Origin of the sequence: Nocardia sp. NPDC057440 (genome assembly GCF_042802915.1) — a bacterium.
Taxonomy (GTDB): domain Bacteria; phylum Actinomycetota; class Actinomycetes; order Mycobacteriales; family Mycobacteriaceae; genus Nocardia.
Window position 1 is genome coordinate 66,923 of record NZ_JBHVDF010000012.1, and the last position, 24,537, is coordinate 91,459.

Genomic DNA, 24,537 nt, shown 5'->3' on the forward strand with positions numbered 1-24,537 from the left:
GTCATGCCGCGCTCCGTTCGGAATCGTTGTCGTCGTCGGCCGGGTGGCCGGTAATGGTGAGGAAGACCTCGTCGAGGGTCGGCTTGCTCACGGTGATCTCGTCGACCGCGATCTCCCACTCGCGCAGGCGAATCAGCAGATCGGCGGTCATACCCGCATCCGCGAGCGGAGCCGTGAGCCTGCCCGCCTCCGGCGTGATCAAGGCTTCGGCGCCGAGGAAATCGCCGACGATGCGGCGCGCCTCTTCGAGCTGGGCCCGATCGACAAGGGTCAGGTGCAGCGAGGAGCCGCCGACCGAGGCCTTGAGCTCGTCGGCGGTGCCGTCGGCGATCACCCTGCCGTGGTCGATGACGGCGATCCGGTCGGCCAGCTGATCGGCCTCGTCCAGGTACTGGGTGGTGAGCAGCACCGTCGCGCCCGCACGGACCAGCCGGCGGATGGTCCCCCACATCTGGGCGCGGGTGCGCGGGTCGAGGCCGGTGGTCGGCTCGTCGAGGAACAGCAGCGGCGGCGTCGCGATCAGGCTGGCGGCCAGATCGAGGCGTCGGCGCATGCCGCCGGAGAAGTTCTTCAGCGGCTTGTTCGCCGCCTCGGTGAGGTCGAATTCCTCGAGCAGTTCGGCGGCCTTGCGGCGCGAGTCGATGCGGCTCAGGCCGAGCAGGCGGGAAAAGATGATCAGGTTCTCGGTGGCCGACAGGTCTTCGTCGACCGAGGCGTACTGGCCGGTGACGCCGACGAGGGAACGCACGGCCGTCGGTTCGGCGACGACATCACGGCCGAAGATGCGGGCGCTGCCGCCGTCGGGCCGCAGCAGGGTGGCGAGCATCTTGATGGTGGTGGTCTTGCCCGCGCCGTTCGGTCCGAGCACGCCGTATACCGAGCCCTGCGGAACCGCCAGGCTCACACCGTCGACGGCGCGCTGTTCCCCGAACACCTTGACCAGGCCGTCCGCCTCTACGGCGAGCGCTGAAGTTGGTGCGAAAGAAGTCATGCGGAGAACTCTGGGGGGCCGATCTTGCACGGCCCTTGCATGACGGTGTCACGCGCACTTGCAGCGGCACACACCGCAGGTCGTGAGCCTATTGTCGCGTCGACTCGGCCTGTAGATAGGCGCGCAGTTCGGTGCGATTGGGCTTGCCGGGGCCGATCAGCGGCAGCTCGTCGAGCAGCGCCAATTCCCGGGGGGCCGCGATGGAGTCCAGCTCGCGCACGACGTGCTCGCGCAATTCCTCCAGGGTCGGTGTCGCGCCCGCGGCAGGCACCACCACGACGGCGACGCGCTGCCCTAGTCGTTCGTCGGGCAGTCCGAGCACCACGCATTCGCTGATCGAGGGATGCGTCCCCAGCACGGCCTCGACCACCTGCGGTATCACCAGCAGGCCACCGGTCATGATCGCCTCGTCGAGACGGCCGCTGACGCTGAGCACGCCGTCGTCGAAGGCGCCCGCGTCCTCGGTGCGGAACCAACCCGGTTCGGCGAACGCGGGATGATCGGGCTGATTGCGGTAACCCGCGGCGATCATGGCCCCGCCGAGCAGTACCCGGCCGTCCTCGATGCGCACGTGGGTGCCGGTGAGCGGCACACCGTCGTAGACGCAGCCACCGCAGGTCTCGCTCATGCCGTAGGTGCGAACAACGTTGATACCGGCGGCTTTCGCGCGTTCGTAGAGCGGTAGCGGAGTGGCCGCGCCGCCGACGAGCACCGCGTCCAGTTCGGCCAATGCGGCCGCGGCGGTGGGAGTGTCGAGCGACTTGACCAGCTGGGTCGGCACCAATGCGGTGTACCGGCGTGGTCCGCGCATGCTCGCGACCGCGCCCGCCAAGGCTTCGGGCAGGAAACCGCCCGAGACGTCGAGCACGGTGGGTTCGGTGCCTGCCTGGATGCTGCGTAGCAGCACCTGGATGCCGGCGATGTGATGCGTCGGCAGGGCGAGCAGCCAACTGCCCGGCCCACCGAGCCGGTCGTGGGTGGCCGCGCCGCTGGCAAGCAGCGCGGATGCGCCGAGCATCGCGCCCTTCGGCACCCCGGTGGTGCCCGAGGTGGTCACCACGAGCGCGATGCCGTCGTCGATCGGCTCACCGGGGGAGAGGGCGTCGCTGAGGCGCTGGGCCTCGCGACGATCGCTGGTCGGGATCGGCAACCACGCGGGGCCGTTGCCCTCCAGCGCTTCGCGCAGATGTGGCAGCACGTCGCCGACCCGGGATCCGGTCGGCATCGGCAAAGTCCGCAAGGTCGTTGTCACGACTCCACCTCGCTGACGCCGGGCTCCGTCGTGCCCAGAGGCGCTGTGCCCATGGCTCGCTCGCTCCGCTCCCTCACGCGTCTGATCGTGTCATGCCCGCGCCGCTACACACGGAACGGGTCGGTTTGCTGGATCGACGCGCGCGGGGTCCGCGCGCTCCATGGGATCGGGGTTGGGGTACGCCAGGCATCGAGACTGCGATTCACTCGTCGGACGGGGTACACAGCGGCGAGCCCGGACATCGGCGGTCGGGCGGCCATCCGAGCGTTATCGTCCTCGCCGGGCTCGGCATTGGCAACTCGGGCCACCGGTCCCGGCCCGTGGCTTATCCGGCCTTCAGTCCGGTGACCAGCGCGAATCCCGTCGGATCGGATGCTCGGCGGGCACCTCGACCAGCACGATCGGCACACCGTCGGGGTCTTTCACCCACATTTCGATCAGGCCCCATGGCTCGCGCACCGGCGGTCGGTCGATCGCGATCCCAGCCAGCGCCAGCTCGGCGGCGGCGTCGGAAACGTCGCGGACCTGCAACCAGATCGCGCCGCTGAAGGCCGTCGAACTTCCCGTTCCGCCGTGCGCGGCCACCTCAACCAGCGACTGCCCAGCGAAGAACACCGTGCCGCCCGGATACTCCCTGGCAATGGCGAGCCCGAGTCCCTCCCGATAGAACGCGAGCGTTTTCGCGTGGTCGGCCGGACGCAGGATTATCCGGCTGCTCAGAATGTCCATTTCACACCATCCGTCCGATTAGTCCGATAAATGCGACCCGGCGATGGTCAGAAGTACCAGGGATACGGGGTCCAGTCCGGCTTCCGCTTTTCCAGGAACGCATCACGGCCCTCGACGGCCTCGTCGGTCATGTAGGCCATGCGGGTGGCTTCACCGGCGAACAGCTGCTGGCCGACCAGGCCGTCGTCGAGGAGATTGAACGCGTATTTCAGCATGCGCTGGGCCTGTGGGGATTTGCCGTTGATATCGGCAGTCCATTCCAGCGCAACGTCTTCCAGTTCGGCGTGGTCGACGACCTTGTTCACCGCGCCCATCTGATGCATTTCCTCCGCGGTGTACGGGCGGCCGAGGAAGAAGATTTCCCGTGCGAATTTCTGGCCGACCATTTTCGCCAGATAGGCGCTGCCGTAGCCGCCGTCGAAACTGCCGACATCGGCATCGGTCTGCTTGAACTGCGCGTGTTCGCGACTGGCCAGCGTCAGGTCGCAGACCACGTGCAGGCTGTGCCCGCCGCCAGCGGCCCAGCCGTTGACCAGTGCGATGACCACCTTCGGCATGAAGCGGATCAGCCGCTGCACCTCCAGGATGTGCAACCGGCCCGCACGCGCTTGGTCGACGGTGTCGGCGGTCTCGCCGCTGGCGTACTGGTAACCGTTGCGGCCGCGGATGCGCTGATCGCCGCCGGAGCAGAAGGCCCAGACGCCGTCCTTCGGTGCGGGCCCGTTGCCGGTGATCAGCACCGCGCCGACGTCCGGGGTCATCCTGGCGTGGTCGAGCGCGCGATAGAGCTCGTCGACGGTGTTCGGCCGGAACGCATTGCGGACCTCCGGACGATCGAACGCGACACGAACGGTGCCTTGCTCGATATGCCGGTGGTAGGTGATGTCGGTCAGGTTCTCGAACCCGGGAACGGGCCGCCACAGCTTCGGATTGAACGTCACGTCAGTGATTATTGCCCCCGGCCTCGCTCCGGGTGCCAGCGACTTCCCGTGGCCGGAGCCAGGTCACCGGATTGTTCGACTTGACGGTGTAAAACTACGCGTTACCGTGCAGGTATGAGCGAGCGAGTGAAACCGGTTATCGACCGGAGCGCGGTGGACGAATCCCGGTACGAGAAGCACGGGGGCTTTCCCAAGGTCTCCCGCGCGAAGATCGGGTCCAATTTCGGGCCGTTCGTCGAGGCGATGCGCACGTTGCAAGATCTGGCCGTCTCCGTCGACGCCACCGACGAGGTCTTCGGTGAAGCGCTCGCGCAAGTGCGGCAGCTGATCGATCTACTGGAGCCCTACGGGGCGCCCGAGCTACAGGGGCCCGCGGGCCGCGCGGTCGAATTGCCAGGGCGCGGCAGCCTTTTGCTGCTGCCGTGGCAGGTCGCCGAGGCCGGACCCGACGGTATCCGGATGACCGGTGAATTTCGTCGCTTCCATCTCGGCGGCAACGGCGCCGCGCACGGCGGCGTGCTGCCGCTGCTGTTCGACGACCTGCTCGGCATGATCGTGCACTACGCGGGCAGACCGATAAGCCGAACCGCATATCTGCACGTCAACTACCGGAAAATCACTCCGCTGGAGACGCCGCTCACGGTGCGGGGGCGGGTCGATCGGACCGAAGGGCGCAAGACTTTCATCACCGCGGAGCTGCTCGATGAGCAGGACAATGTGCTCGCGGATTGTGAAGGACTCATGGTGCAGTTGCTGCCCTGGCAGCCCTGAGCCGGGTCAGTACCGTGTGACCTTCCGCACCAGTGCGTATAGTTGCCAGCGCTCGTTCATCGACATCAATCCGGAGGAACCTGAAAGTGGTTGCAGCACTGTCTGAATCCCTGCTCGACGACGCCAAGCGGACGGCCTTCCTTGCCGACGCCAAGGAGGTTCTGGACGCCGAGGTGTCGGACAAGGGTGGTGCGTCTGGCCTGGCAGTCAAGGGTGGATACGCGGCGGTCAAGAAGATCAGCCCGTCCATCGTGCCTGATGCGCTGGAGTCCTTGGCGCCCAAGCTTGTCGCGCAATTGGAGCCGTTCTGGCAGGAGTACACGGCCAACGGCGCGGGCACCTTCGCCGAGCTGCTGGTCGCCAAGTCCGACGAGGTCGCCGAGGCGTTGCTCAGCGTCACCGACGAGCGGGCCGACTCCTCGACCAGGCCCGCGCTGAAGAAGGTCTACTCCTCGATGCGTTCCTCGGCGAAGAAGAACGTCATCGAGGCCCTGCCGCGGCTGGGCGATCTGGTTCAGAAGCACGCCAACTGATTTCGGCAGCGCGCGTCGCACATCGACCGATATCGGCATCGCCGATTCGGGGTGTGCGCGCTTCTGCGCCGCCCGCGTCCGGTGGTGGACGCGGGCGGCGAAAACCCACTCGAACACACGTGTGTGAGCAGGGCGACGGAGACGTCGGGGCAACTGTCTGAGAGGCTGGAGTCGTGAATCCGTCTACAGCACAAGCGCAGGTGGTCGTCGACGAACTCGCGCGCGGGGGTGTGCGGGACGTTGTTCTGTGTCCGGGGTCACGCAACGCTCCGTTGGCCTTCGCGCTCCAAGCGGCCGACGCGGCGGGCCGGCTCCGGCTGCACATGCGCATCGACGAACGGACCGCCGGATTCCTCGCGATCGGACTCGCGGTCGCGAGCAGGCTGCCGGTGCCGGTTGTCATGACGTCGGGGACCGCGGTGGCCAATCTCGGGCCCGCGGTGCTCGAGGCCAATTACGCCCGGGTGCCGCTCGTGGTGCTCAGTGCGAACCGGCCCTACGAGATGCTCGGTTCCGGCGCCAACCAGACGGTGGAACAGCTCGGCCTGTTCGGTAGCCAGGTCCGTGCCACCATCAGTCTCGGCCTCGCCGAGGACGAATCCGCCACTGCCGACTGCGCGCCCTACGGGCACCAGAACAGCCTGTGGCGCTCGGCGGTCTGCCGGGTGCTCGCCGCGGCCCGCGGCACCCGCTCCGGCAACGCGGGCCCGGTGCATTTCGATATTCCGCTGCGTGAGCCGCTGGTGCCCGACCTTGCGCCGGGCGAATCCGCGCCTGCCGGTCGCGCGGGCGGGCGAGCCTGGACACTCACCCAGTACGCGACGCTCGATGTGCCGCTCGATATCGACCTGACGCCCGACACCGTAGTCATTTCCGGGCATGGTGCGGGCCTGCGACCCGAGTTGTCCGAACTGCCGACCGTCGCCGAGCCGACGGCCCCCATGCACGGCCCCGCACTGCACCCGCTCGCGCTGCCGCTGCTGAAACCGCAGCAGGCCATCATCACCGGCCGTCCCACTCTGCACCGGCAGGTCTCGCGGGTGCTCGCCGACCCGGATGTCACCGTTTTCGCGCTGACCACCGGGCCGCGCTGGCCCGATGTCTCAGGCAATGTCGTCGGGACCGGCACTCGCGCGCTGGTCACCGGCGCACCGAGGCCGGAATGGCTGGCGCACTGCCGGGAATTGAACGCGCGGGCGAACGAGGTGGTGCGCGCCGAACTCGCCGTGCACCCGAAGCCGACCGGCCTGCATGTGGCGGCGGTGGTGATGGATGCGCTGCGCGAGGGCGATCAACTACTGCTCGGCGCGTCGAACCCGGTCCGCGACGCGGCGCTGGTCTCGTCGCCCCGCCCCGGCGTCCGGGTGCTGTCCAATCGCGGCGTCGCGGGCATCGACGGCACCGTGTCCGCGGCGGTCGGCGCGGCACTGCACCACGAAGGCCGCACCATCGCGCTGATGGGTGACCTCACCTTCTTGCACGACGCGTCCGGCCTGCTGATCGGGCGTGGTGAACCGCGCCCCGCCGACCTCACCATCGTGGTCGCCAACGACGACGGCGGCGGCATCTTCGAACTGCTCGAACAGGGCGACCCGCAGTACGCCGGTGTCTTCGAGCGAGTGTTCGGCACCCCGCACGGGATGGACCTGGCCGCGCTGTGCGCCGCGTACCGCATTCCGCACCGGCAGGTCGACCCCGAGCAGTTGGCCGTCGAGCTGAGCGGACGAGCACACGGAACACGGGTGCTCGAGGTGGTGACCGAACGGTCCAGCCTGCGCGAGCTGCATGCCACGGTGCGCGCCAAGATCGCGCCTTAGCGCGTCAGTAGGCGGGGCCGGTGTCGTGGTCGTCGTCCAGCGGCACCGGGATCAATTGCTCGACGATGTCGGCGGGGTCCGCGCTCAGCGCATCCCGATCGACCGCTGCGGCGATCTCCTGTTCATCGGTCTCGTCGACGATTTCGTCCGGATAGGCCGGCATGGATTGTTCGGCGAGATCGGCTTCCGGAACCACGTCCATGGCGCGGGACGTGTTGCGATCGGTCATTCGTTCGCTCCTCTCCGCTGGTGCCTCCTGCGTGGATCACCCACGACGGAGTAGGACAACAGTCGGATACGCATCGAGAATGCTCCGCCGCGCGCGATGCGGCAACCCCGCTGCTACTCGCCTTCGATCGCGCCGGTTCCCTTCGCCGGGTATTCCACCAGCGCCAGCGTCCGGTTCGCCATGAACCGCGCGGTGCGGACCACGACTCCGGTCCTCGTAACTTCGCTGACTTCGACGACGCCGCGCGCGATCCGGACGTCTACGCGCCTGCCCGCTCTCGTCGCGACCACTTCATAGCTTCGAGATCCGTCACCGAAGTCGACGACCACCTCTACACGATCACCCTTCATCTCCCAATTATCCTCTTTTCCAGCACTTTTCGCCGCTACGACTTGGTTGCGACGGCGGGCGCGGGGAGCGCGGCGCACCGGGCCGGATCACCGAGGGGCGGCCATGAACAAGCCCGCGGCCGCGGCGCTCGTCGCGGCTCGGGCGGCCGTTGTCGCCGCGAGGTCGTCGATGGGGTCGCCCGAGGCGAGCAGGCGGTAGTAGAGCGGCGCCGAGACCGCGGAGAGGACCGCGCGCGCGTCGGTGCCTTCGGGAATCTCGCCACGGGTGATCGCGGCCTGCACGCACGGGGACCATTCGGTGAGGCGGATGTCGTAGAAGCGGTGCAGCGCGGTGGCGGCGGTGTCGTCACAGGTCGCGGCGGAGATGACGGCCTGGAAGAGCCTGCCTTGGCGCGGGTCGGTCAATGTCTTGGCCACCAGCCGGGCGTTCGCGGTCAGATCGCCGAGTAGGGAGCCCGTGTCGGCGTGCGGCAGCGACTGCTCGGCCATGTCCGCGAGCAGGTCGATGACCAGTCCGGTCGGGGTGCGCCAGCGGCGGTAGGCGGTGGTCTTGCCGACCTCGGCCCGTGCGGCGACCTCGGCGAGGTCCAGGTGGGCGAAGCCGCGTTCGGCCAGCAGATCGCCTGCCGCTCGCAGTACCGCCTCGCGCACGCGCGCGGTGCGTCCACCAGGGCGGACCGAGCCGGGGGTGAGCTCTTCGGAGGTCATAACGGGACTCCAGTTTCATTTATGGCGCGACGGGTGTACTGTTCCAGATGTTAACGGAACTATAGACCCTTTAGGAGTCATCATGGAGTACCGGCGGCTCGGCGCGTCAGGTCTGCTCGTCCCGGCCTTGAGTTTCGGCGCGGGCACCTTCGGCGGTCGCGGCGAACTCTTCAGCGCCTGGGGCGACACCGATGCCGAACAGGCACGGCGCATGGTGGACATCAGCCTGGAGGCAGGTGTCACCATGTTCGACACCGCCGATGTCTACTCCGACGGCGCCTCCGAAGAGGTGCTCGGCGCGGCCATCAAGGGACGCCGCGACCAGTTGCTGCTGTCGACGAAGGCGAGTCTGCCGACCGGTCCCGGCCCCTACGACGCGGGTTCGGGGCGGGCCCGGCTCATCAGCGCGGTGGAGGGATCGCTGCGCAGGCTTGGCACCGACTACATCGACCTGTTCCAGCTGCACGCGTTCGACGCGCACACCCCGGTCGAGGAAGTCCTTGCCGCACTGCACGATCTGGTGCGCGCGGGCAAGATCCGCTACCTCGGCGCATCCAACTTCGCGGGCTGGCAGCTGATGAAATCCCTTGCCGCGGCCGACCGCAACGGCCTGACCCGCTACGTCGCGCACCAGGTGTACTACTCACTGGTCGGCCGCGACTACGAATGGGAGCTGATGCCCCTCGGCCAGGATCAGGGTGTCGGCGCGGTGGTCTGGAGCCCGCTGGGCTGGGGCAGGCTGACCGGCAAAATTCGTCGTGGACAACCGCTTCCGGATGGCAGCCGACTGCATCAGACAGCCGAGGCGGGCCCGCCGGTCGACGACGAGCACCTCTACAACGTGGTCGACGTGCTCGACGAGCTCGCCATGGAAACCGGCAGGACCGTCCCGCAGATCGCCCTCAATTGGCTGCTGAGCCGACCCACCGTCGCAACGGTGATCGTCGGTGCCCGCAACGAGGAACAGCTGCGCCAGAACCTCGGCGCTGTCGGCTGGCAGCTGTCCGCGGACCAGATCGCCCGGCTCGACAAGGCCAGCGCGACCACGCCGCCGTACCCGTACTACCCGTATTACCGCTTGCCCGACTTCGCCCGGCTCAACCCGCCCGCGGTCTAGGAGAAACGTATCGGGACACTCTCCAGCCGGTGTCCCGACGCAGGGCGTATCAGTAGACGTCGCGGACGTAGCGCTTCTCGGCGACGAGTTGCTTCTTGAAGGCCAGCGCGCCGTCCTCGTCGAGCTTGCCGTGGATACGGGCAATGCGCAGCAGGGCGTCGTCGACGTCCTTGGCCATCCGCGCGGCATCGCCGCAGACGTAGAAGTACGCACCCTCGCGCAGCCAGGACCACAGCTCCGCGCCGTGCTCGATCATCCGGTGCTGCACGTAGATTCGCTCACGCTGATCGCGGGAGAAGGCGAGATCGAGCCGGGTGAGGAAGCCGGAGCGGAACATGTCTTCCCACTCGGCGCGATAGTAGAAGTTCTCGGCGGCGTGCTGGTCGCCGAAGAACAGCCAGTTGCGGCCGGTGCAGCCGAGTGCGCGCCGCTCTTGGAGGAAGCCGCGGAACGGGGCGATGCCGGTGCCGGGGCCGACCATGATCATCGGCGCGGTCGGGTCGAGCGGCGGTCGGAAGTGCGGGGACCGGTGCAGGAAGATCGGGACCGCGGTGCCGCGATCGGCCAGGAACGTCGAGCACACCCCGCCGCGGCGGGCGGCGGATCCGGCCGCCGCCGGATCGCCGTAGCGGACGATCCCCACGGTGAGCTGCACCTCGTCCGGGCTGACCAGCGGGCTGGAGGAGATCGAATACTGGCGCGGCTGCAGCTTTTTCATGACACCGAGCCATTCGACGAGATCGGCGCGCACCGGGAAGTCGCGCAGCACGTCGACGCCCTGCCTGTCCCACAGGTATTTGTCGAGCTCGTTGCGATTGTCGCGGCGCAGCAGCTTGGCGAGCTGGATGCTGTGGTTGCGTTCGGCGATGAAACCGAGCAGATCCTGGCCGACCCTGGTGATGTCGTAGTGGGTGTGCAGCGCCTCGGCCAGCGGCAGTTCCCTGTTGTCGATTTCGATGATCCTGCGGCCGTCCAGCCCGGTCGTCTCGAGCCACTCCGCGACGAGCGACTCGCAGTTGGCAGGCCACACCCCCAGCGAATCGCCGACCTCGTAACCGGCCTCCAGCTCGCGCAGATCGAATCCGAACTGCCGCACCTCTTTCGATGACCCGGCGCGCGAAAGCGGTTCGTTGCGCACTAACGGGGCGGCGACAGGCGCATTGCGGGTGAAGGGCGCGGGCTCGGCGCGCTGGGTGCGGTCGGGCGCGGGCGTACGGGTCAGCAGCAGCGTGCCCGCACCGCCTGCGCGCAGCGCGGTCCGAGCAGGGGGAGGAGCGCTCGGCCCCGGCGCCGGCGGTATGCCCGTCTCGGACGGTCCGCCGGTCGACGAGCCGCCGAGTGCGGCAAGCACAGTGTCGAGCCACTGCGCCGCGGGCTCTTCGAAGTCGGGTTCGGTGTCGACGCGCGGAAGCAGCCGGGTCGCACCGTGTTCGGCGAATTTCTGATCCAGGTTGCGTCCGTACCCGCAGAAGTCGTCGTAGGAGGAGTCGCCGAGCGCGAGCACCGCGTACCGCACGCCGGTCAGCCGGGCCGCACTGTCGTCGAGGCGGCTCCAGAAGTCGGCGCCGTTGTCCGGTGGTCCGCCGTCGCCGAAGGTGCTGGTGATCAACAACACATCGCCGGTCAGCGCGCTCAGCTCGCACGAGTCCATATCCAGCAGCCTCGGGAGATAGCCGTTGTCGGCGAGGCGTGCGGCCGCGGTCGCCGCGAGTTCCTCGGCATTGCCGGTCTGCGAGGCCCACAGAATGGTGATCGGCGGATGGGCGGTGATGTCGTCGGTCGTCGTGGCGGCGGCCTCGGCGCGGGAGTACATGCCTGCGAGCAGTCCATCGATCCAGAGCCGACTGTGCCGCGACAGCGGTGCGGACTCGGGCAGCACCGGCTGTCCGGTGACCGGAATCGATTGCAGCGCCGAGAGGTATCCGGCGAGGTAGATGCGTTCGTACTCGGTGAGGGTCGGCGTCGTGGCCGCGTCGAGTCCGAGTGCGGCGGCCAACGGGTGGGCGCCGCCGACAGCGGCTCCTTCGAGCGCGTTGGACAGGGCGGGCCGCGATCCGGACATGTCCGGCGTCGCGGGAGATTCGGGCGCGGCGGGTGATTCGGACCGCGGCACCGGCGCGACCCGGCGCAACGACACCGCGCACGCCTTGAACTCCGGCTGCAGCGATGCCGGGTCGACAGCGTCATTGGTGACCGCGTTGATGGTCAGGTACTCACCCTGCTCGTCGTTCCAGTGGAAGGGCGCGAAGCAGTCGCCGGGCCGCACCCGGTCACTGATCTGCGCGGGCAGCACCGCACGCCCACGTCGCGAGGTTATTTCGAGCTGATCGCCTGCCTGAATCCCCAGCCGTTGCGCATCCGCCAGATGCACCTCGACGAACGGCTGCCCGTTCAACTTGGTCAGTGCGGCGATCTTGCCGGTCTTGGTCATGGTGTGCCATTGATGCTGCAACCGGCCGGTATTGAGGACGAACGGATAGTCGTCGTCGGGCATTTCCGCCGGAGCCAGATGCGGGCGCGGCCAGAACACCGCGCGACGACTCGGCGTCGCGAACGCCAGTCGCGGCCGATGGCCCGACTCGTCGACGAAAAGTTCTTGGCTGACACCGTCGTTGAGATACCGGATCGGGTTGCGCCGTGCGCCCGGCTCGGCGCACGGCCACTGCATCGGTCCGGCACGCAGCTGCTCGAAACTCATCCCGCGCAGGTCGTAGCCGGTGGCGGGATTGGCGAACCCGAGAATCTCGGCGAAAACCTCCGCACTGGAGGCGAAGTCGAAGCCGTCGAATCCCATCGCGGTGGCCACCTGCGCGATCAGCAGCCAGTCCGGCCGCGCCTCGCCGATCGGATCGACCGACCGCTGCAACAGCGTGACGTTGCGTTCGGAATTCACCATCACCGCATCCGCTTCGGCCCACAGTGTGGCAGGCAGCAGCAGATCGGCATAGGCATTGGTCGCGGTCTCGGTGTAGGCGTCCTGGGCGATCACCAGCTCGGCGGCCTCGAGTCCCGCGATGACCGTCTTCCGATTGGCGACGGTGGCAACCGGATTGGTGCAGATGATCCACGCGGCCTTGATGCTGCCCTCCGACAGCTGACGGAACATATCGATGGTGCCCGGCCCCGCCTCGCTACGCAGCGTGCCGGGCTCGATGCCCCACGCGGTCTCCACGAAGGCCCGGTCGGCGGGAGAGAGCAGGCTGCGCTGGCCGGGCAAACCCGGACCCATGTAACCCATTTCGCGACCGCCCATGGCATTCGGCTGCCCGGTGAGCGAGAAGGGTCCGCTGCCGGGACGGCAGATGGCGCCGGTGGCCAGGTGCAGGTTGCAGAGGGCGTTGGTGTTCCAGGTGCCGTGGGTGGACTGGTTGAGCCCCATCGTCCACAGCGTCATCCATTCGCCTGCCTCGCCGATCCAGCGTGCGGCGGTGCGGATGTCGGCCACGGCGAGGCCGGTGATCTCGGCGACCTTCTCAGGGGTGTAGTCGGCGAGGAATTCGGGCATCGCCGCCCAGCCTTCGGTGTGCTCGGTGATGAATTCCTCGTCGATGTCGCCGTTTTCGACGAGCAGATGCAGCAGCCCGTTCAGCAGCGCCAGATCGGTGCCCGGCGCGAGCTGCAAGAACAGGTCGGCGCGTGCCGTGGTGTCGGTGCGCCGCGGATCGACGACGATCAGCTTCGCGCCCGCCTTGATCCGATCGACCATCCGCAGATACAGGATCGGATGGCAGTCGGCCATATTCGCGCCGATCACGAAGAACAGATCGGCGTGCTCGAAGTCGTCATAGGATCCGGGCGGCCCGTCGGCGCCGAGCGACTGCTTGTACCCGGTACCGGCACTGGCCATGCACAGCCGCGAATTGGCCTCGATGTGGATGGTGCGCAGGTATCCCTTGGCAAGCTTCGTCGCCAGGTATTGCGCTTCCAGCGACATCTGTCCGGACACATACAGCGCGATCGCGTCCGGTCCGTGCTCGTCCAGGATGGCCCGCAGTCGTGCGGCCGCCTCGCGCACGGCCTCCTCGACCGGCACCGGCACCGGCGCCTGGTCGCGCGCGGGCCGCCGGTAGGCGGTTTCCATCCGCCCCGGCGTCCGCATCAGATCCAGGTGGGTGGCGCCTTTGGTGCACAGCCTGCCCGCGTTCGCGGGATGCAGTTTGTCGCCGCTCACCTTCGCGATCACCGTCGCACCGCTAGCATCGGTTCGCGTCTGCACCGTGATGCCGCAGCCGACGCCGCAGTACGAGCACGCCGTCCTGGCCGTGCCCGGCGCGCTCCCTGTCACTGCGTCCGACATGCCTCGATCATGGCGATCACCGGTTGCGGCCTATTTACCCAGCGTTATCGCTAGATGACAATCTTCCTCACAGTGCGAGCCGAGAGTGGTGAGGTGTGCGTCCTGGTGTCTCGATAGAGCCCGTCCAGCTGGGCGAATGCCACATTTCACCGGCGATATCGGCGGTAACCGCACCGTAACCACCCCGTCCGAGACGCGGTGTGAGTGCGGTCACCTCACGACCGTCAGAGCTTGTATCCGCGGTGCATCGCGACAATGCCGCCGGTCAGATTGCGCCATTTCACCGCCGACCAGCCCGCGTCGGCGATCCGCACGGCCAGCTGCCGCTGATTCGGCCATGCGCGGATGGATTCGGCCAGGTACACGTAGGCATCCGGATTGCTGCTGACCGCTCGCGCCACCTTCGGCAGCGCCTTCATCAGGTACTCCATGTACACGGTGCTGAAGACCGGAATGATCGGCGTGGAGAACTCGCAGACCAGCAGCCTGCCGCCGGGCTTGGTGACCCGGAGCATCTCGCGCAGCGCCTGCTCGCTTTCGGAAATATTGCGGAGTCCGTAGGAGATCGTCACCGCATCGAAGGAATTGTCGGCGAAGGGCAGCGCGGTGGCGTCGGCCGCGACCATCGGCACATTGCGGAACTTGCCTGCGGCGAGCATGCCCTGGGAGAAGTCGGCCGCCAGACACCAGGCGCCGGATTTCGCCAGGTCGAGTGTGGAGATCCCGGTGCCTGCCGCGAGGTCGAGTACGCGCTCACCCGGCCGCGCCGCCAGCGCCTTGCGCACCGCCCGGCGCCAGTATCTGTCCTGGCCCAGGGAAATGACGGTGTTGGTCAGGTCGTACCGCTTCGCGACCCCGTCGAACATCGACGCGACCTCGCGCGGCTGCTTGTCCAGCGAGGCCCGAACCGATTCCCGCTGCTCTGTTTTCGCCACCCCCCGACAGTAACGCGCCGTCCAGTCCGCACCGGCCATGATCCCGGGCACAACTGCCGCGGACCACGGCCGCGGCCGGTTCCCGCGGGTCAGGCGGCTGCCTCGCCTTCGCTCGGCCCGGCGCGATTGTCGACGGACTGTGTCCGGCGGTGTCATCAGGCGGCTGCCTCGCCTTCGCTCGGCCCGGCGCGATTGTCGATGGACTGTGTCCGGCGGTGTCATCAGGCGGCTGCCTCGCCTTCGCTCGGCCCGGCCCGATTAGCGATGGACTCCGTCCGGCAGTGCCATCAGGCGGTGTGCGGCAGTCGGATCTGCTGTCCCGTCACGGCCGCGTAGTGGCCCATCAATTCGGTGCAGATCGCGGGCCAGGTGCGGCGCAGCACCGACTTGCGGGCGGCGGCGGCGAATCGGGTTCGCAACGTCGGATCGTGCAGCGCGCCGATGGCGCTCGGCAGCAGTTCGGTGAAGCGATCGACCGGGAGCAGGTATCCGTTGCGGCAGTGCGCGATGAGGTCGCGTGGACCGCCCGCGTCCGGGCCGATCACCGGAACCCCGGCGGCCAGCGCTTCCTGCACGCCCTGGCAGAACGTCTCATGCTCTCCGGCGTGCACCATCACATCCAGGCTGGCGTATGCCTGCGCCAATTCGGCGCCGCCGAGCTCGCCGGTGAACACCGCGGTCGGCATCATCCGGGCCAGCCGGGCCCGTTCCGGACCGTCGCCGACGATCACCACCTGGATATCGAGGTCGCCCGCAAGCACCGCGAGTCGTTCGACGTGCTTTTCCGGAGCCAGCCGCCCGACGAACCCGACGATCAGCTTCTGCTGCCCCGACAGCCAGGCTTCGCGCAGCTCTTCCCGCCGCGCCGACGGTGTGAACCGGGCGATATCGACGCCGCGACCCCACCGGTGCACCCGCGGAATACCGTGCCGCGCGAGATCTTCCGCGGCCGCCCGCGACGGCGCGAGCGTGCGGGTGGCGCCCTCGTGGATGCGCCGAGTCCAGCCCCATGCCGCGCGGCTGGCCAATCCGAGCCCATAGCTCTTGGCGAACCCGGCCACATCGGTCTGATAGACGGCCACCGCGGGCAGGTCCAAGCGCAGTGCGGCGGCCAGACCACCGGCACCGAGCAGGAACGGCGAGGCCAGGTGCACCACGTCCGCGTCGAAATCGGCGATGGCGGCGGTGATGCCAGGTTGCGGCAGGCCGACCGGCAGCGAGCTGATCTTGGGCACCATCACCGCGGGGACCCGGTGCACCGGGAAGCGACCGTAGAAGCGCGGGGCGGTCGGCTGCCCGCGCGGGGTGTCGGGGGCGACCACGAGCGCCTCATGGCCGTGCTGGTCCAGATGGTCCAGCACCTTCAGCACGGAATTCACGACGCCGTTCATACTCGGCAGGAACGACTCCGCAACGATGGCTACTCGCACCACTCGAGACTGACCGGTACACCGCGCCGTGCCGTCACGCCGACGTGACCAGGACGGAAAGTTCCGGCGAAATGTCGGGGGCACGGCCGGTCAGCGAGCCGGGACGGGTCTCGCTCTGCGCCGGCCGACGCGCAGCAGTATCCACAGCGTCGGCAGCGCGATCAACCACACCACCACGATCACCGAGAGCGCGGGCAGCACGGCGACGCTCGCGTCGCGTCCGGCCACTCGGACCAGATCCGGATCGCTGCGGTTGTACTCCACATTGATCCGCTCGCCGGCGGTGAGATTGGTCGGATAGAGCACCCCGACCTTCGGATTATGGGTCTCCCCGTCCGGTGTGACGTACATGACCGCCGAGCGCAACCGGCCAGCGGAGAGCACTTCGGCGGTGGTCACGCCTTTGTCGGAGCTGATCAGATAGTCGTTGCGCCAGGCCGCGAGCACGAGCAGGACAACGAGGGTGGTGAGGACGATCGCGACCGTGAGGATGCTGATCCTGGCCCGCCGCAGGCGGATCGACCGCCTTTCAGACTGGCTGGTTTCCGACACCGCAACAGGCTACTTGCCGCCTCGGATACCGTGTGCGCCCATGTCCCGAAAATTCAGCTTCACCGTGCAGTACACAGTCCCGGTCGAAGATCTTCACCGGGCACTCACCACCGACGCCGTCTGGGCGGCGCGCTTCGCGGACGCCCAGACCGCCACGATCGATCTTTCGCACCCGGACGGCGAGGGCACGATCCGCATTCATATGACCGAAAAGGCAAGCCGGGACAAGGTTCCCAGCATTGTCGGCAAGGTGCTCAAGACCGAGCTGGTGCTTTCGCGCACCGATAACTGGCAGGCGCTCGACGGCGAGATCGCCAAGGGTACTTTCGAAGGCGCCACCGGTGGCATCAGCACAGAGATGTCGGGGAGCTATGAGCTGCGCCCGACTGCCGAGGGGGCCGAGATCGAGGTCGTCGGCACCGTGCGGGTGAAGGTGCCGCTGGTCGGCGGCGCCATCGAGCCGCTTGCCGAGCAGTTGTTCCATCGGGTGCTCAACAGCGAGCGCAAGTTCTGTCAGGAGTGGTTGGCCGCCCAGGCCACTGCCTGATTCGACCCGTTCGCCGCCCGACGCCCTGGCGCGAGCCGGGGCCAGTCGGGTCCTCGCCCCACCTTCGCTACGCGAAGGCCTGCGGGTCGAATTCCTTCGGTTCCACCAGCACCAGCCAGTTGCCGGAGTTGTCGCGAATGATCGCCTCGGTCCCGTAGGGCCGTTCCGCGGGCGGCTGGATGAACTCGACGCCCTTGGCGGTGAGCTCCTCGAAGGCCTTCTGGCAGTCCTCGGTCTTCAGGCCGAGCGCGCCGTGGGTGCCGTTGGCAAGCGCCCGCCTGATCGCCTCGGCGAGGTTATCGTCCAGCGGCGGGCCGGGAATCATCAGCGTCACTTCGAGTTCGGTGTGATCGGGGTGTGCGACGCTGACCCAGCGAAAGCCGTTGTCGCCCATGGTCACGTCGCTGACCTCGACGAATCCCAGCTTGTCGAGGTACCACTGCTTTGCTGCGTCCTGGTCGGTGACGTACACGGTGACCAGTGAGACGTTCGAAATGCTTGTCATGAATACAGGCTATTGCCGCACCACACGCCTGGGCTTCTCCGAAATTGCGGTGTTGGTCAGCTCGGCGGTCTGCGATCGGACAGCCCGTGCATGAACACGTAGCACCCCGGAATCCGCGGCGCCCCGTCGGCGAATTTGGCCTGGTACTGCGACGGCGTCGAGCCGACCAGCTGCCGGAACTTGCTGCTGAAGGACCCGAGACTGCTGTAGCCGACCAGCATGCAGACCTCGGTCACCGTCAGATTCGTCGCGCGCAGCAGGTCCTGGGCACGCTCGATGCGCCGCTCGGCCAGATACGCCGCGGGCGTCTTTCCGTACACCGCCGCGAACGCCCGCAGGAAATGAAACTTGGAAACCCCTGCCGCAGCGGCCAGTTCATCGAGATTCAACGGCTCGGCATAGTGCCGATCCGCAAGGTCCCGCGCCCGCCGCAGGTGCGGCAGCAGATACAGCGCAGGCAGCCCGGTCATGGCGTCAGCTGAACGGCGCGAGCTCGTCGAAGCGCATGGACGCCCGGCCCGCGGCACGCCAGGCCCGGGCCGTCAGGTCCACGTCCTCGTCGGTGACCAGATTGCCCATCACCCGAACCGCGGTGCGCTGCAGATACTTCGACCGCATCACCGGCGGACCGCCCACCGGAACCATGCGCGGATGGGTGGCGAGCCCGGCGATCCGCCGTGCTACCGAGAAGGTCCGCCCGTAGCGGGCGCGCAGCAGCTCCGGCCAGAGCCTGGTGAGGTCCGGCTCGTCGAGCAGACCGGCAAGCATGTGCCCGCCTTCGAGGCCGTAGTCGATGCCCTCGCCGTTGAGCGGGTTCACGCAGCCCGCCGCATCCCCGATCAGCACCCAATTGCGCCCCGCCACATTCGAGACCGCGCCGCCCATCGGCAGCAGCGCCGAGGCGACGGCGCGCAGCGACCCTTCGAATCGCCATTCGTCGCGTCGCAGCGAGGTGTAGTGCTCCAGCAGCGGTTTCAGTGCGATGTGGGAGGGCCGCTTCTCCGTCGCCAGCGATCCGACGCCGATGTTCACCTCGCCATTGCCGAGCGGGAACACCCACCCGTAACCCGGGACCAGTTCGTTGTTCGCGTCGCGCAGCTCCAGATGCGAGGTGATCCACTGATCGTCGCTGCGGGCGGACTTGATGTAGGCGCGGGCGGCGACACCGTAGGCGTACTCCCGATGCCAGGTGCGGCCGAGTAGTTTGCCGATCGGCGAACGCACACCGTCGGCCACGATCAGCGTGCGGCAACCGATCGACCGGGCGCCCTCGGCCGTCTTGACCGTCACAGCGGTGACCCGGTCACCCTCGCGGGTGACATCGACCACTTTCGTGCCGTCCAGCATCCGCGCGCCGGATTTGATCGCGGTCTCGCGCAGTTTGTCGTCGAGTTCGGTTCGGGGAACGGCACTTCCGTAGGTCGGGAAGGACCCGCTCGGCCACGGCAGCAGCGCCTCGCGACCGAAGCCGGCCATACGAAGGCCATGATTCACCGTGTGCGCGCGCACCCAGTCGCCGAGGCCGAGATGCTCGAGCTCCGCCGTCGCGCGCGGGGTCAGGCCGTCGCCGCAGGTCTTGTCACGTGGGAAGACGGCGGAATCGGTGAGCAGCACGTCGCGGCCCGCCCGCGCGGCCCACGCCGCGGCCGCGGAACCGGCCGGTCCCGCACCGACGACGAGTACTTCGGTCCTTGCGGGCAGCGCGGCCTGCGCGTCCCCGTCGCGGCCAGCGGGTGTGACATCCGGTGAACCCATGCGCTCAATACTTGCAGGGCAGTCCCGTCGGTGTGCGGCGACCGGGCATTCGCTTGTTCGCGCGCGCCCGATACTGCCCGCGTCACGGCGGAACCCCAGCTGAGACCATGCGGTGCTCGCGCGCGGAAAACAATGTGCAAAAGTGTCTGATACACCGCATAGTGACGGTGTTCATGGGGCCATCGGGCGGGGACACGCTAGGTTCTCTACCGTGGGGTCGGACGCATCGCTGGGAGAAGAAATGAGCACATCTGCAATGAGCGAGCGGAGCGAGCGAATCAATGACGCGTCGCGCCTCGCGAACAGCGGATCCGAGCGCCCGCGAGGAGGAACAGTGAGCGACGTCAGCACGGTAGTGGCCGGGGTCGATCTCGGTGACACCGAACTCGCGGCGACGGTGCGAAACGGCCTGGAAAACGTCGAGAAACTCCTGATCGACGAGCTGTCCGACGGCGAAATCTTCCTACAGGAAGCGGCGCTGCATCTGGCCAAGGCAGGCGGCAAGCGGTTCCGTCCGCTGTTCACCATCCTCACCGGCCAGCTCGGCCCGCGCCCGACCGACCCGGCGCTGGTCACCGCGGGGACCGTGGTGGAGCTGGTGCACCTGGCGACCCTCTACCACGACGATGTGATGGACGAAGCCTCGATGCGCCGCGGTGCGCCGAGCGTGAATTCGCGCTGGGGCAACAACATCGCGATCCTGGCAGGCGACTATCTCTTCGCGCACGCCTCCCGGCTGACCTCCACCCTCGGCCCCGACGCGGTGCGGATCATCGCCGAAACCTTCGCCGAACTGGTGACCGGCCAGATGCGCGAGACCATGGGCGCGCAGAACTCTCAGGACCCGGTCGAGCACTACCTGCGCGTGGTGTGGGAGAAGACCGGCTCGCTGATCGCCGCCGCAGGCCGTTTCGGCGGCACCTTTTCCGGCGCCGACGACGAACACGTCGAGCGGCTGGCCCGCCTCGGTGACGCGGTCGGCACCGCCTTCCAGATCTCCGACGACATCATCGACATCTCCTCGGCGTCCGAGCAGTCCGGCAAGACGCCGGGCACCGACCTGCGCGAGGGCGTGCACACCCTGCCGGTGCTCTACGCGCTGCGCGACGAGGGCTCCGAGGGAGATCGTCTGCGCAAGCTGCTGGCCCGCCCGCTGGCGACCGACGACGAGGTCGAGGAGGCGCTCGGCCTGCTCGCCCGCTCGCGCGGCATGGTGCTCGCGAAGGAAAAGCTGCAGGGTTACGCCGACATCGCACACGCCGAACTGTCCGCGCTGCCCGCGGGCCCAGCCAATGACGCACTCGAGCGTCTGGTCCGCTACACCATCGAACGCGTCGGCTGAGCTGCGCTCACCCGCCGTCGGCGAGCATTCGGGCCGGACTGGGGTGCCGCGAGGTTGTCGTCGGCGGCCGGCGGCTCGGTGAGTTACCCATGTTCGCGCGAGATCAGTTTGTCGCCGGTGAGTGCCGCGAATGTGGGCGTGGACTCCCCGTGGAACCTGTGGTGCGCTTATATCGTTGAGCTGCTGTAAGGCACTCAATGGACGGGGGAGTGGGCAAGGAGACGTATGCACGGGCACGGGTATGCGAATGGGCTTAAGACGTTCGGGCTAATGGTCGGTCTCTCGGCCTTGATCGTGTTCGCAGGGGCGATGTTCCGGAGCCCGACGATCCTGATCCTGGCGATAGTGCTCGCCGTCGGCATGAACGCCTACGCGTACTTCAACAGCGACAAGCTCGCGTTGAAGGCCATGCACGCGCAGCCGGTCAGCGAGCTGGAGGCGCCGGTGATCTACCGCATCGTGCGCGAGCTCGCGACCACCGCGCGTCAGCCGATGCCACGGCTCTACATCAGCCCGACGAACGCTCCGAACGCGTTCGCCACCGGCCGCAGCCCTCGGCACGCGGCGGTCTGCTGTACCAGCGGCATCCTGCAGATCCTCGACGAACGCGAATTGCGCGCGGTGCTCGGCCACGAACTGTCGCATGTCTACAACCGCGACATCCTCATCTCCTCGATCGCGGGCGCGCTCGCCGCGGTCATCTCCGGCTTGGCCAACCTGGCCTTCTTCGCGTCGATGTTCGGCGGCAATCGCAATGGCGGCGGCCCCAACATGCTTGGCGTGCTGCTGATTTCGCTGCTCGGTCCGATCGCGGCGACCCTGGTCAAACTGGCCGTCTCACGTTCACGCGAATATCAGGCCGACCAATCCGGCGCGGAGCTGACCGGTGACCCGCTGGCCCTCGCGTCGGCACTGCGCAAATTGGAGCGCGGTGTCCAGGCCGCGCCGCTGCCTCCTGAGCCGCAACTGACCGCCCAGTCGCACCTGATGATCGCCAATCCCTTCCGCGCAGGCGAGAAGGCCGCCCGCTGGTTCTCCACCCACCCGCCGATGGCCGAGCGCATCGCCAGGCTGGAGGAAATGGCGGGCGGCCCGCGCAACTACTAGCTCGGGGTCCGCTTATCCGAGTTCCCGTTCGTAGGCGTGCAGGGTGTCGACGAACAGCCTGCGTTGCTCGGGGGTCAGCGGCCCGAGGACTGCTCGCCATGCCCGTGCGCTGCCGCCGAGCCAGTCGTTGACCGACTTCTCGTGCGCCGCCGCGATACCCACGATGGTGCGGCGCCGGTCGGCTTCGTCGGTGCGTCGTTCCAGCACGCCCTGACGGCTCAGGTCGCCGACCATCAGGCTGACCGTCGTCGGCGCCACCTCCAGGCGCGCCGCGAGATCGTTCACGGTCATCGGCCCCTCGAAGACCAGGTTCGCCAGCAATGACAGATGTCGCGGCGCGAGCGAGAACGACTGCAGCTCTTCGGGAACGCGCATCTTCTTCGCGCGGCCCACTACCCGCGGCATGAGCAGCAGCAGGCTGCGGATGCCCTCTTCCACCGCGATACCCGCGGCGTCGTGCGCGCGCTCGTCCGCGCGGCCGCGCCCCTCGGTTGACATCCCGGACACCTCCAAATAGCCTTTGGCTGCAAAGTTAATTTGCTTGCAAAGCAAACTCTATTCTCTCCGGCAAGGCTATTACCGGCGGCCGCCGAACCATGGAGGCGGCCCGGAAGGACCAGGAAATGACAGACTCGCAGCCGACCTCCGCCGCCGACTTCAACGCGGCGATCATCACTGAGTTCCGCGCCAATGCGGGCAAGGTCGGCGGTATGTTCGCGGGCGCACCGCTCGTGCTGCTGACGACGATCGGCGCGAAAAGCGGGCGCAGCCACACCACTCCTCTCGTGTATCACCGACACGACGATCACCTCCTGGTGTTCGGCTCGAATGGCGGGTCCGACAGCCATCCCGCGTGGTTGTCCAACGTGCGCAACAACCCCGAGGTGACAGTAGAGATCGGCGCATCCGGCGCCGTCGAGACCTTTCAGGCGACCGCGGTCGTGCTGAGCGGTGCCGAGCGGGATCGTCGCTATGCCGAACAAGCCTCTCGCGACCCGGCCTTCGCGGCGTATCAAGCGGGAACCGAGCGGGTCATTCCGGTGGTCGCCCTGCACAAGGCCCGGCGGCCATCGGTCGGTCGACGCGCCATCGTCCTCGGTGCGGCGATCCTTGCCGGCGGTGCCGGAGTCCTCGCCACGCGTGGTTTCACCGAGAAGGCGACACCCACCACGGCTTCGGCGACCGCCACGGCGCGAACAACGGCGATCGGCGACCATCTCCGGCAGGTACACGCGCAGCTGAGGCGCGACCTCGGTGCGGTACGCGCCGAGTTGGCGGCGCAGGTGGGCGATTCGGTGACGCTGCCGAGTCTGCCGCGCGATTTACGCGCCCATTGTGTCGGCTTCTGTAGCGCGCTGCATGAACACCACACGTCCGAAGACGGTGTCTTTCCGGTCCTCGCGAAGCAATTTCCGGAATTGTCGCCCGTCTTGGCCCGGCTACAGCGTGAGCACGGCGAGGTCGCGAGGGTGATCGCCGAGTTGCAGCAGGTGCTCGACGGTGGCGACACCGCCGATCCTGCTCATATCCGAGCTGAATTCGACAGGCTCGCAAGCGAATTGGAGGCGCATTTTGTCTATGAGGAGAGCACGATCATCGACGCGCTGAATGCGATGGACACCTCCGCGCTGCCGTCGCGCCCTGGCACCGACCGGCCCGGCGGCCGCTGACCAATCGAATATCGTCCTGCCCGCGGCATGGCGGAAAAGGGAAACCCCCGTCGATCGTGATCGACGGGGGTTATTCGGTGGCAGATGTAGGATTCGAACCTACGTAGGCTTTCACCGACAGATTTACAGTCTGCTCCCATTGGCCGCTCGGGCAATCTGCCGTTGCGCTTCTCGGCGCGCAGAGCAGCTTACAACGAACCCCGACCCCTAATGCAAACCGGCTGGCCAACGGCCGTGCGACGCGACTACGGTCGTGCTTCCGGGTAGAACTGACGATGACCGGGAGCACCCGGCGTGCGTCAGCACCGTAGGACCGTCACCGAACAGGAGCGCAGTGTGGCCGATTCGTCTTTCGATGTCGTCAGCAAGGTCGACCGTCAGGAGGTCGACAACGCTTTGCATCAGGCGGAGAAGGAGCTGACCACCCGCTACGACTTCCGTGGCACGGGCGCGACGATCGAGTGGTCCGGCGAGGACAAGATCGTGCTGACCGCGGAGGCGGAGGAGCGGGTCAAGGCCGCGCTCGACGTTTTCAAGGAAAAGCTGATCCGTCGCGACATCTCCCTCAAGGCTTTCGACGCGGGCGAGCCCATCGCCTCCGGCAAGATCCACAAGATCACCGGAACGCTGGTGCAGGGCATCGACACCGAGCATGCGAAAAAGATCACCAAGAAGATCCGCGACGAGGGCCCGAAGGGCGTGAAAGCGCAGATCCAGGGCGAAGAGCTCCGGGTGAGCAGCAAGAAGCGTGACGACCTGCAGGCGGTCATCGCACTGCTGAAGGGCGATGACTTCGGCATCGCACTGCAGTTCGTCAACTATCGGTAGTGCGGTCGGCGGCCCTCGACAGGTCGCCGCAAAACCGCTCTGACCACGCGGTTTGGAAGTGCGACCGGTGAGTGTGTAATCTCGTTCAAGACTTCGCCGCGCCGGGGTTGCGATTGGTAATCTTGGTGCGG

At 67.6% G+C, this 24,537-nt stretch carries 24 protein-coding genes and 1 tRNA gene; 9 read left to right on the plus strand and 16 right to left on the minus strand.

Features of this window, described 5'->3' with window-relative positions:
• Position 1: 1 nt before the first annotated feature.
• The 4 genes from ACFU4Z_RS24050 to ACFU4Z_RS24065 form a co-directional block, all read right to left on the minus strand.
• A complete protein-coding gene (locus tag ACFU4Z_RS24050; protein ID WP_379066678.1) occupies positions 2-991 on the minus strand; it encodes an ATP-binding cassette domain-containing protein in 990 nt (329 codons plus the stop codon).
• A gap of 88 nt (positions 992-1,079) precedes the next feature.
• The gene (gene menE / locus ACFU4Z_RS24055) at positions 1,080-2,216 is read right to left on the minus strand and encodes an o-succinylbenzoate--CoA ligase (protein WP_379066896.1); all 1,137 of its coding nucleotides are present in this window, start codon (positions 2,214-2,216) and stop codon (positions 1,080-1,082) included.
• A gap of 363 nt (positions 2,217-2,579) precedes the next feature.
• Positions 2,580-2,972, minus strand: coding sequence for a VOC family protein (locus ACFU4Z_RS24060; RefSeq protein WP_379066680.1), 393 nt, complete (start codon positions 2,970-2,972; stop codon positions 2,580-2,582).
• Positions 2,973-3,019: 47 nt separating this feature from the next.
• Positions 3,020-3,913: a 1,4-dihydroxy-2-naphthoyl-CoA synthase gene (locus ACFU4Z_RS24065; RefSeq protein WP_379066682.1), complete on the minus strand. Its 894-nt coding sequence runs from the start codon at positions 3,911-3,913 to the stop codon at positions 3,020-3,022.
• Between the two features lie 114 nt (positions 3,914-4,027).
• Between ACFU4Z_RS24065 and ACFU4Z_RS24070 the strand changes: the two genes are divergently transcribed.
• From ACFU4Z_RS24070 to menD, 3 genes are all read left to right on the plus strand, one after another.
• Complete coding sequence (locus tag ACFU4Z_RS24070; RefSeq protein ID WP_379066684.1) at positions 4,028-4,684, plus strand: PaaI family thioesterase; 657 nt, start codon at positions 4,028-4,030, stop codon at positions 4,682-4,684.
• Between the two features lie 86 nt (positions 4,685-4,770).
• Positions 4,771-5,217, plus strand: a complete 447-nt coding sequence (locus ACFU4Z_RS24075; protein ID WP_379066686.1) for a DUF6918 family protein — start codon at positions 4,771-4,773, stop codon at positions 5,215-5,217.
• Between the two features lie 173 nt (positions 5,218-5,390).
• Positions 5,391-7,034: a 2-succinyl-5-enolpyruvyl-6-hydroxy-3-cyclohexene-1-carboxylic-acid synthase gene (gene menD / locus ACFU4Z_RS24080; protein WP_379066688.1), complete on the plus strand. Its 1,644-nt coding sequence runs from the start codon at positions 5,391-5,393 to the stop codon at positions 7,032-7,034.
• 4 nt (positions 7,035-7,038) lie between these two features.
• Here menD and ACFU4Z_RS24085 read toward each other — a convergent pair whose 3' ends face one another.
• The 3 genes from ACFU4Z_RS24085 to ACFU4Z_RS24095 form a co-directional block, all read right to left on the minus strand.
• On the minus strand, positions 7,039-7,263 hold the full coding sequence (locus ACFU4Z_RS24085) for a hypothetical protein (RefSeq protein ID WP_379066690.1): 225 nt from the start codon (positions 7,261-7,263) through the stop codon (positions 7,039-7,041).
• A 113-nt stretch (positions 7,264-7,376) separates the two neighbouring features.
• The gene (locus tag ACFU4Z_RS24090; RefSeq protein WP_379066692.1) at positions 7,377-7,613 is read right to left on the minus strand and encodes a hypothetical protein; all 237 of its coding nucleotides are present in this window, start codon (positions 7,611-7,613) and stop codon (positions 7,377-7,379) included.
• Between the two features lie 87 nt (positions 7,614-7,700).
• The gene (locus ACFU4Z_RS24095) at positions 7,701-8,321 is read right to left on the minus strand and encodes a TetR/AcrR family transcriptional regulator (protein ID WP_379066694.1); all 621 of its coding nucleotides are present in this window, start codon (positions 8,319-8,321) and stop codon (positions 7,701-7,703) included.
• A gap of 82 nt (positions 8,322-8,403) precedes the next feature.
• Between ACFU4Z_RS24095 and ACFU4Z_RS24100 the strand changes: the two genes are divergently transcribed.
• A complete protein-coding gene (locus ACFU4Z_RS24100) occupies positions 8,404-9,438 on the plus strand; it encodes an aldo/keto reductase (RefSeq protein WP_379066696.1) in 1,035 nt (344 codons plus the stop codon).
• Between the two features lie 49 nt (positions 9,439-9,487).
• Here ACFU4Z_RS24100 and ACFU4Z_RS24105 read toward each other — a convergent pair whose 3' ends face one another.
• The 4 genes from ACFU4Z_RS24105 to ACFU4Z_RS24120 all read right to left on the minus strand — a co-directional run bounded on the left by ACFU4Z_RS24105 (position 9,488) and on the right by ACFU4Z_RS24120 (position 16,619).
• A complete protein-coding gene (locus ACFU4Z_RS24105; RefSeq protein ID WP_379066699.1) occupies positions 9,488-13,735 on the minus strand; it encodes a molybdopterin-dependent oxidoreductase in 4,248 nt (1,415 codons plus the stop codon).
• A gap of 224 nt (positions 13,736-13,959) precedes the next feature.
• Complete coding sequence (locus ACFU4Z_RS24110; protein ID WP_379066701.1) at positions 13,960-14,670, minus strand: demethylmenaquinone methyltransferase; 711 nt, start codon at positions 14,668-14,670, stop codon at positions 13,960-13,962.
• A gap of 287 nt (positions 14,671-14,957) precedes the next feature.
• Positions 14,958-16,100: a glycosyltransferase family 4 protein gene (locus ACFU4Z_RS24115; RefSeq protein ID WP_379066703.1), complete on the minus strand. Its 1,143-nt coding sequence runs from the start codon at positions 16,098-16,100 to the stop codon at positions 14,958-14,960.
• A 90-nt stretch (positions 16,101-16,190) separates the two neighbouring features.
• Positions 16,191-16,619 carry a DUF3592 domain-containing protein gene (locus ACFU4Z_RS24120; RefSeq protein ID WP_379066898.1) on the minus strand — a complete coding sequence of 143 codons (429 nt, stop codon included), beginning with the start codon at positions 16,617-16,619 and terminating at the stop codon, positions 16,191-16,193.
• A gap of 73 nt (positions 16,620-16,692) precedes the next feature.
• On the opposite strand from ACFU4Z_RS24120, the gene ACFU4Z_RS24125 reads away from it, so the two are divergent.
• A complete protein-coding gene (locus ACFU4Z_RS24125; protein WP_379066705.1) occupies positions 16,693-17,199 on the plus strand; it encodes a DUF2505 domain-containing protein in 507 nt (168 codons plus the stop codon).
• 67 nt (positions 17,200-17,266) lie between these two features.
• Here ACFU4Z_RS24125 and ACFU4Z_RS24130 read toward each other — a convergent pair whose 3' ends face one another.
• Genes ACFU4Z_RS24130 through ACFU4Z_RS24140 form a run of 3 tightly spaced genes read right to left on the minus strand, consistent with a single transcriptional unit; the run spans position 17,267 to position 19,459 of the window.
• Positions 17,267-17,704, minus strand: a complete 438-nt coding sequence (locus ACFU4Z_RS24130; protein ID WP_379066707.1) for a VOC family protein — start codon at positions 17,702-17,704, stop codon at positions 17,267-17,269.
• A gap of 56 nt (positions 17,705-17,760) precedes the next feature.
• Positions 17,761-18,174 (minus strand): helix-turn-helix domain-containing protein, encoded by a 414-nt coding sequence (locus tag ACFU4Z_RS24135; RefSeq protein ID WP_379066710.1) that lies wholly within the window; start codon positions 18,172-18,174, stop codon positions 17,761-17,763.
• A gap of 4 nt (positions 18,175-18,178) precedes the next feature.
• On the minus strand, positions 18,179-19,459 hold the full coding sequence (locus ACFU4Z_RS24140; RefSeq protein ID WP_379066712.1) for a geranylgeranyl reductase family protein: 1,281 nt from the start codon (positions 19,457-19,459) through the stop codon (positions 18,179-18,181).
• 334 nt (positions 19,460-19,793) lie between these two features.
• Here ACFU4Z_RS24140 and ACFU4Z_RS24145 point away from each other — a divergent pair, with 334 nt between their 5' ends.
• Positions 19,794-20,801 carry a polyprenyl synthetase family protein gene (locus ACFU4Z_RS24145; protein WP_379066714.1) on the plus strand — a complete coding sequence of 336 codons (1,008 nt, stop codon included), beginning with the start codon at positions 19,794-19,796 and terminating at the stop codon, positions 20,799-20,801.
• Between the two features lie 225 nt (positions 20,802-21,026).
• On the plus strand, positions 21,027-21,908 hold the full coding sequence (gene htpX / locus ACFU4Z_RS24150; RefSeq protein WP_379066716.1) for a zinc metalloprotease HtpX: 882 nt from the start codon (positions 21,027-21,029) through the stop codon (positions 21,906-21,908).
• Positions 21,909-21,920: 12 nt separating this feature from the next.
• Here htpX and ACFU4Z_RS24155 read toward each other — a convergent pair whose 3' ends face one another.
• A complete protein-coding gene (locus ACFU4Z_RS24155) occupies positions 21,921-22,406 on the minus strand; it encodes a MarR family winged helix-turn-helix transcriptional regulator (protein WP_379066718.1) in 486 nt (161 codons plus the stop codon).
• Between the two features lie 125 nt (positions 22,407-22,531).
• On the opposite strand from ACFU4Z_RS24155, the gene ACFU4Z_RS24160 reads away from it, so the two are divergent.
• On the plus strand, positions 22,532-23,578 hold the full coding sequence (locus ACFU4Z_RS24160; protein WP_379066720.1) for a nitroreductase/quinone reductase family protein: 1,047 nt from the start codon (positions 22,532-22,534) through the stop codon (positions 23,576-23,578).
• 78 nt (positions 23,579-23,656) lie between these two features.
• On the opposite strand, the gene ACFU4Z_RS24165 is transcribed toward ACFU4Z_RS24160, so the two are convergent.
• Positions 23,657-23,739: transfer RNA gene (locus ACFU4Z_RS24165), tRNA-Tyr, on the minus strand.
• Positions 23,740-23,914: 175 nt separating this feature from the next.
• Between ACFU4Z_RS24165 and ACFU4Z_RS24170 the strand changes: the two genes are divergently transcribed.
• Positions 23,915-24,406, plus strand: coding sequence for a YajQ family cyclic di-GMP-binding protein (locus ACFU4Z_RS24170; protein WP_379066722.1), 492 nt, complete (start codon positions 23,915-23,917; stop codon positions 24,404-24,406).
• The last annotated feature ends 131 nt before the right edge of the window (positions 24,407-24,537 follow it).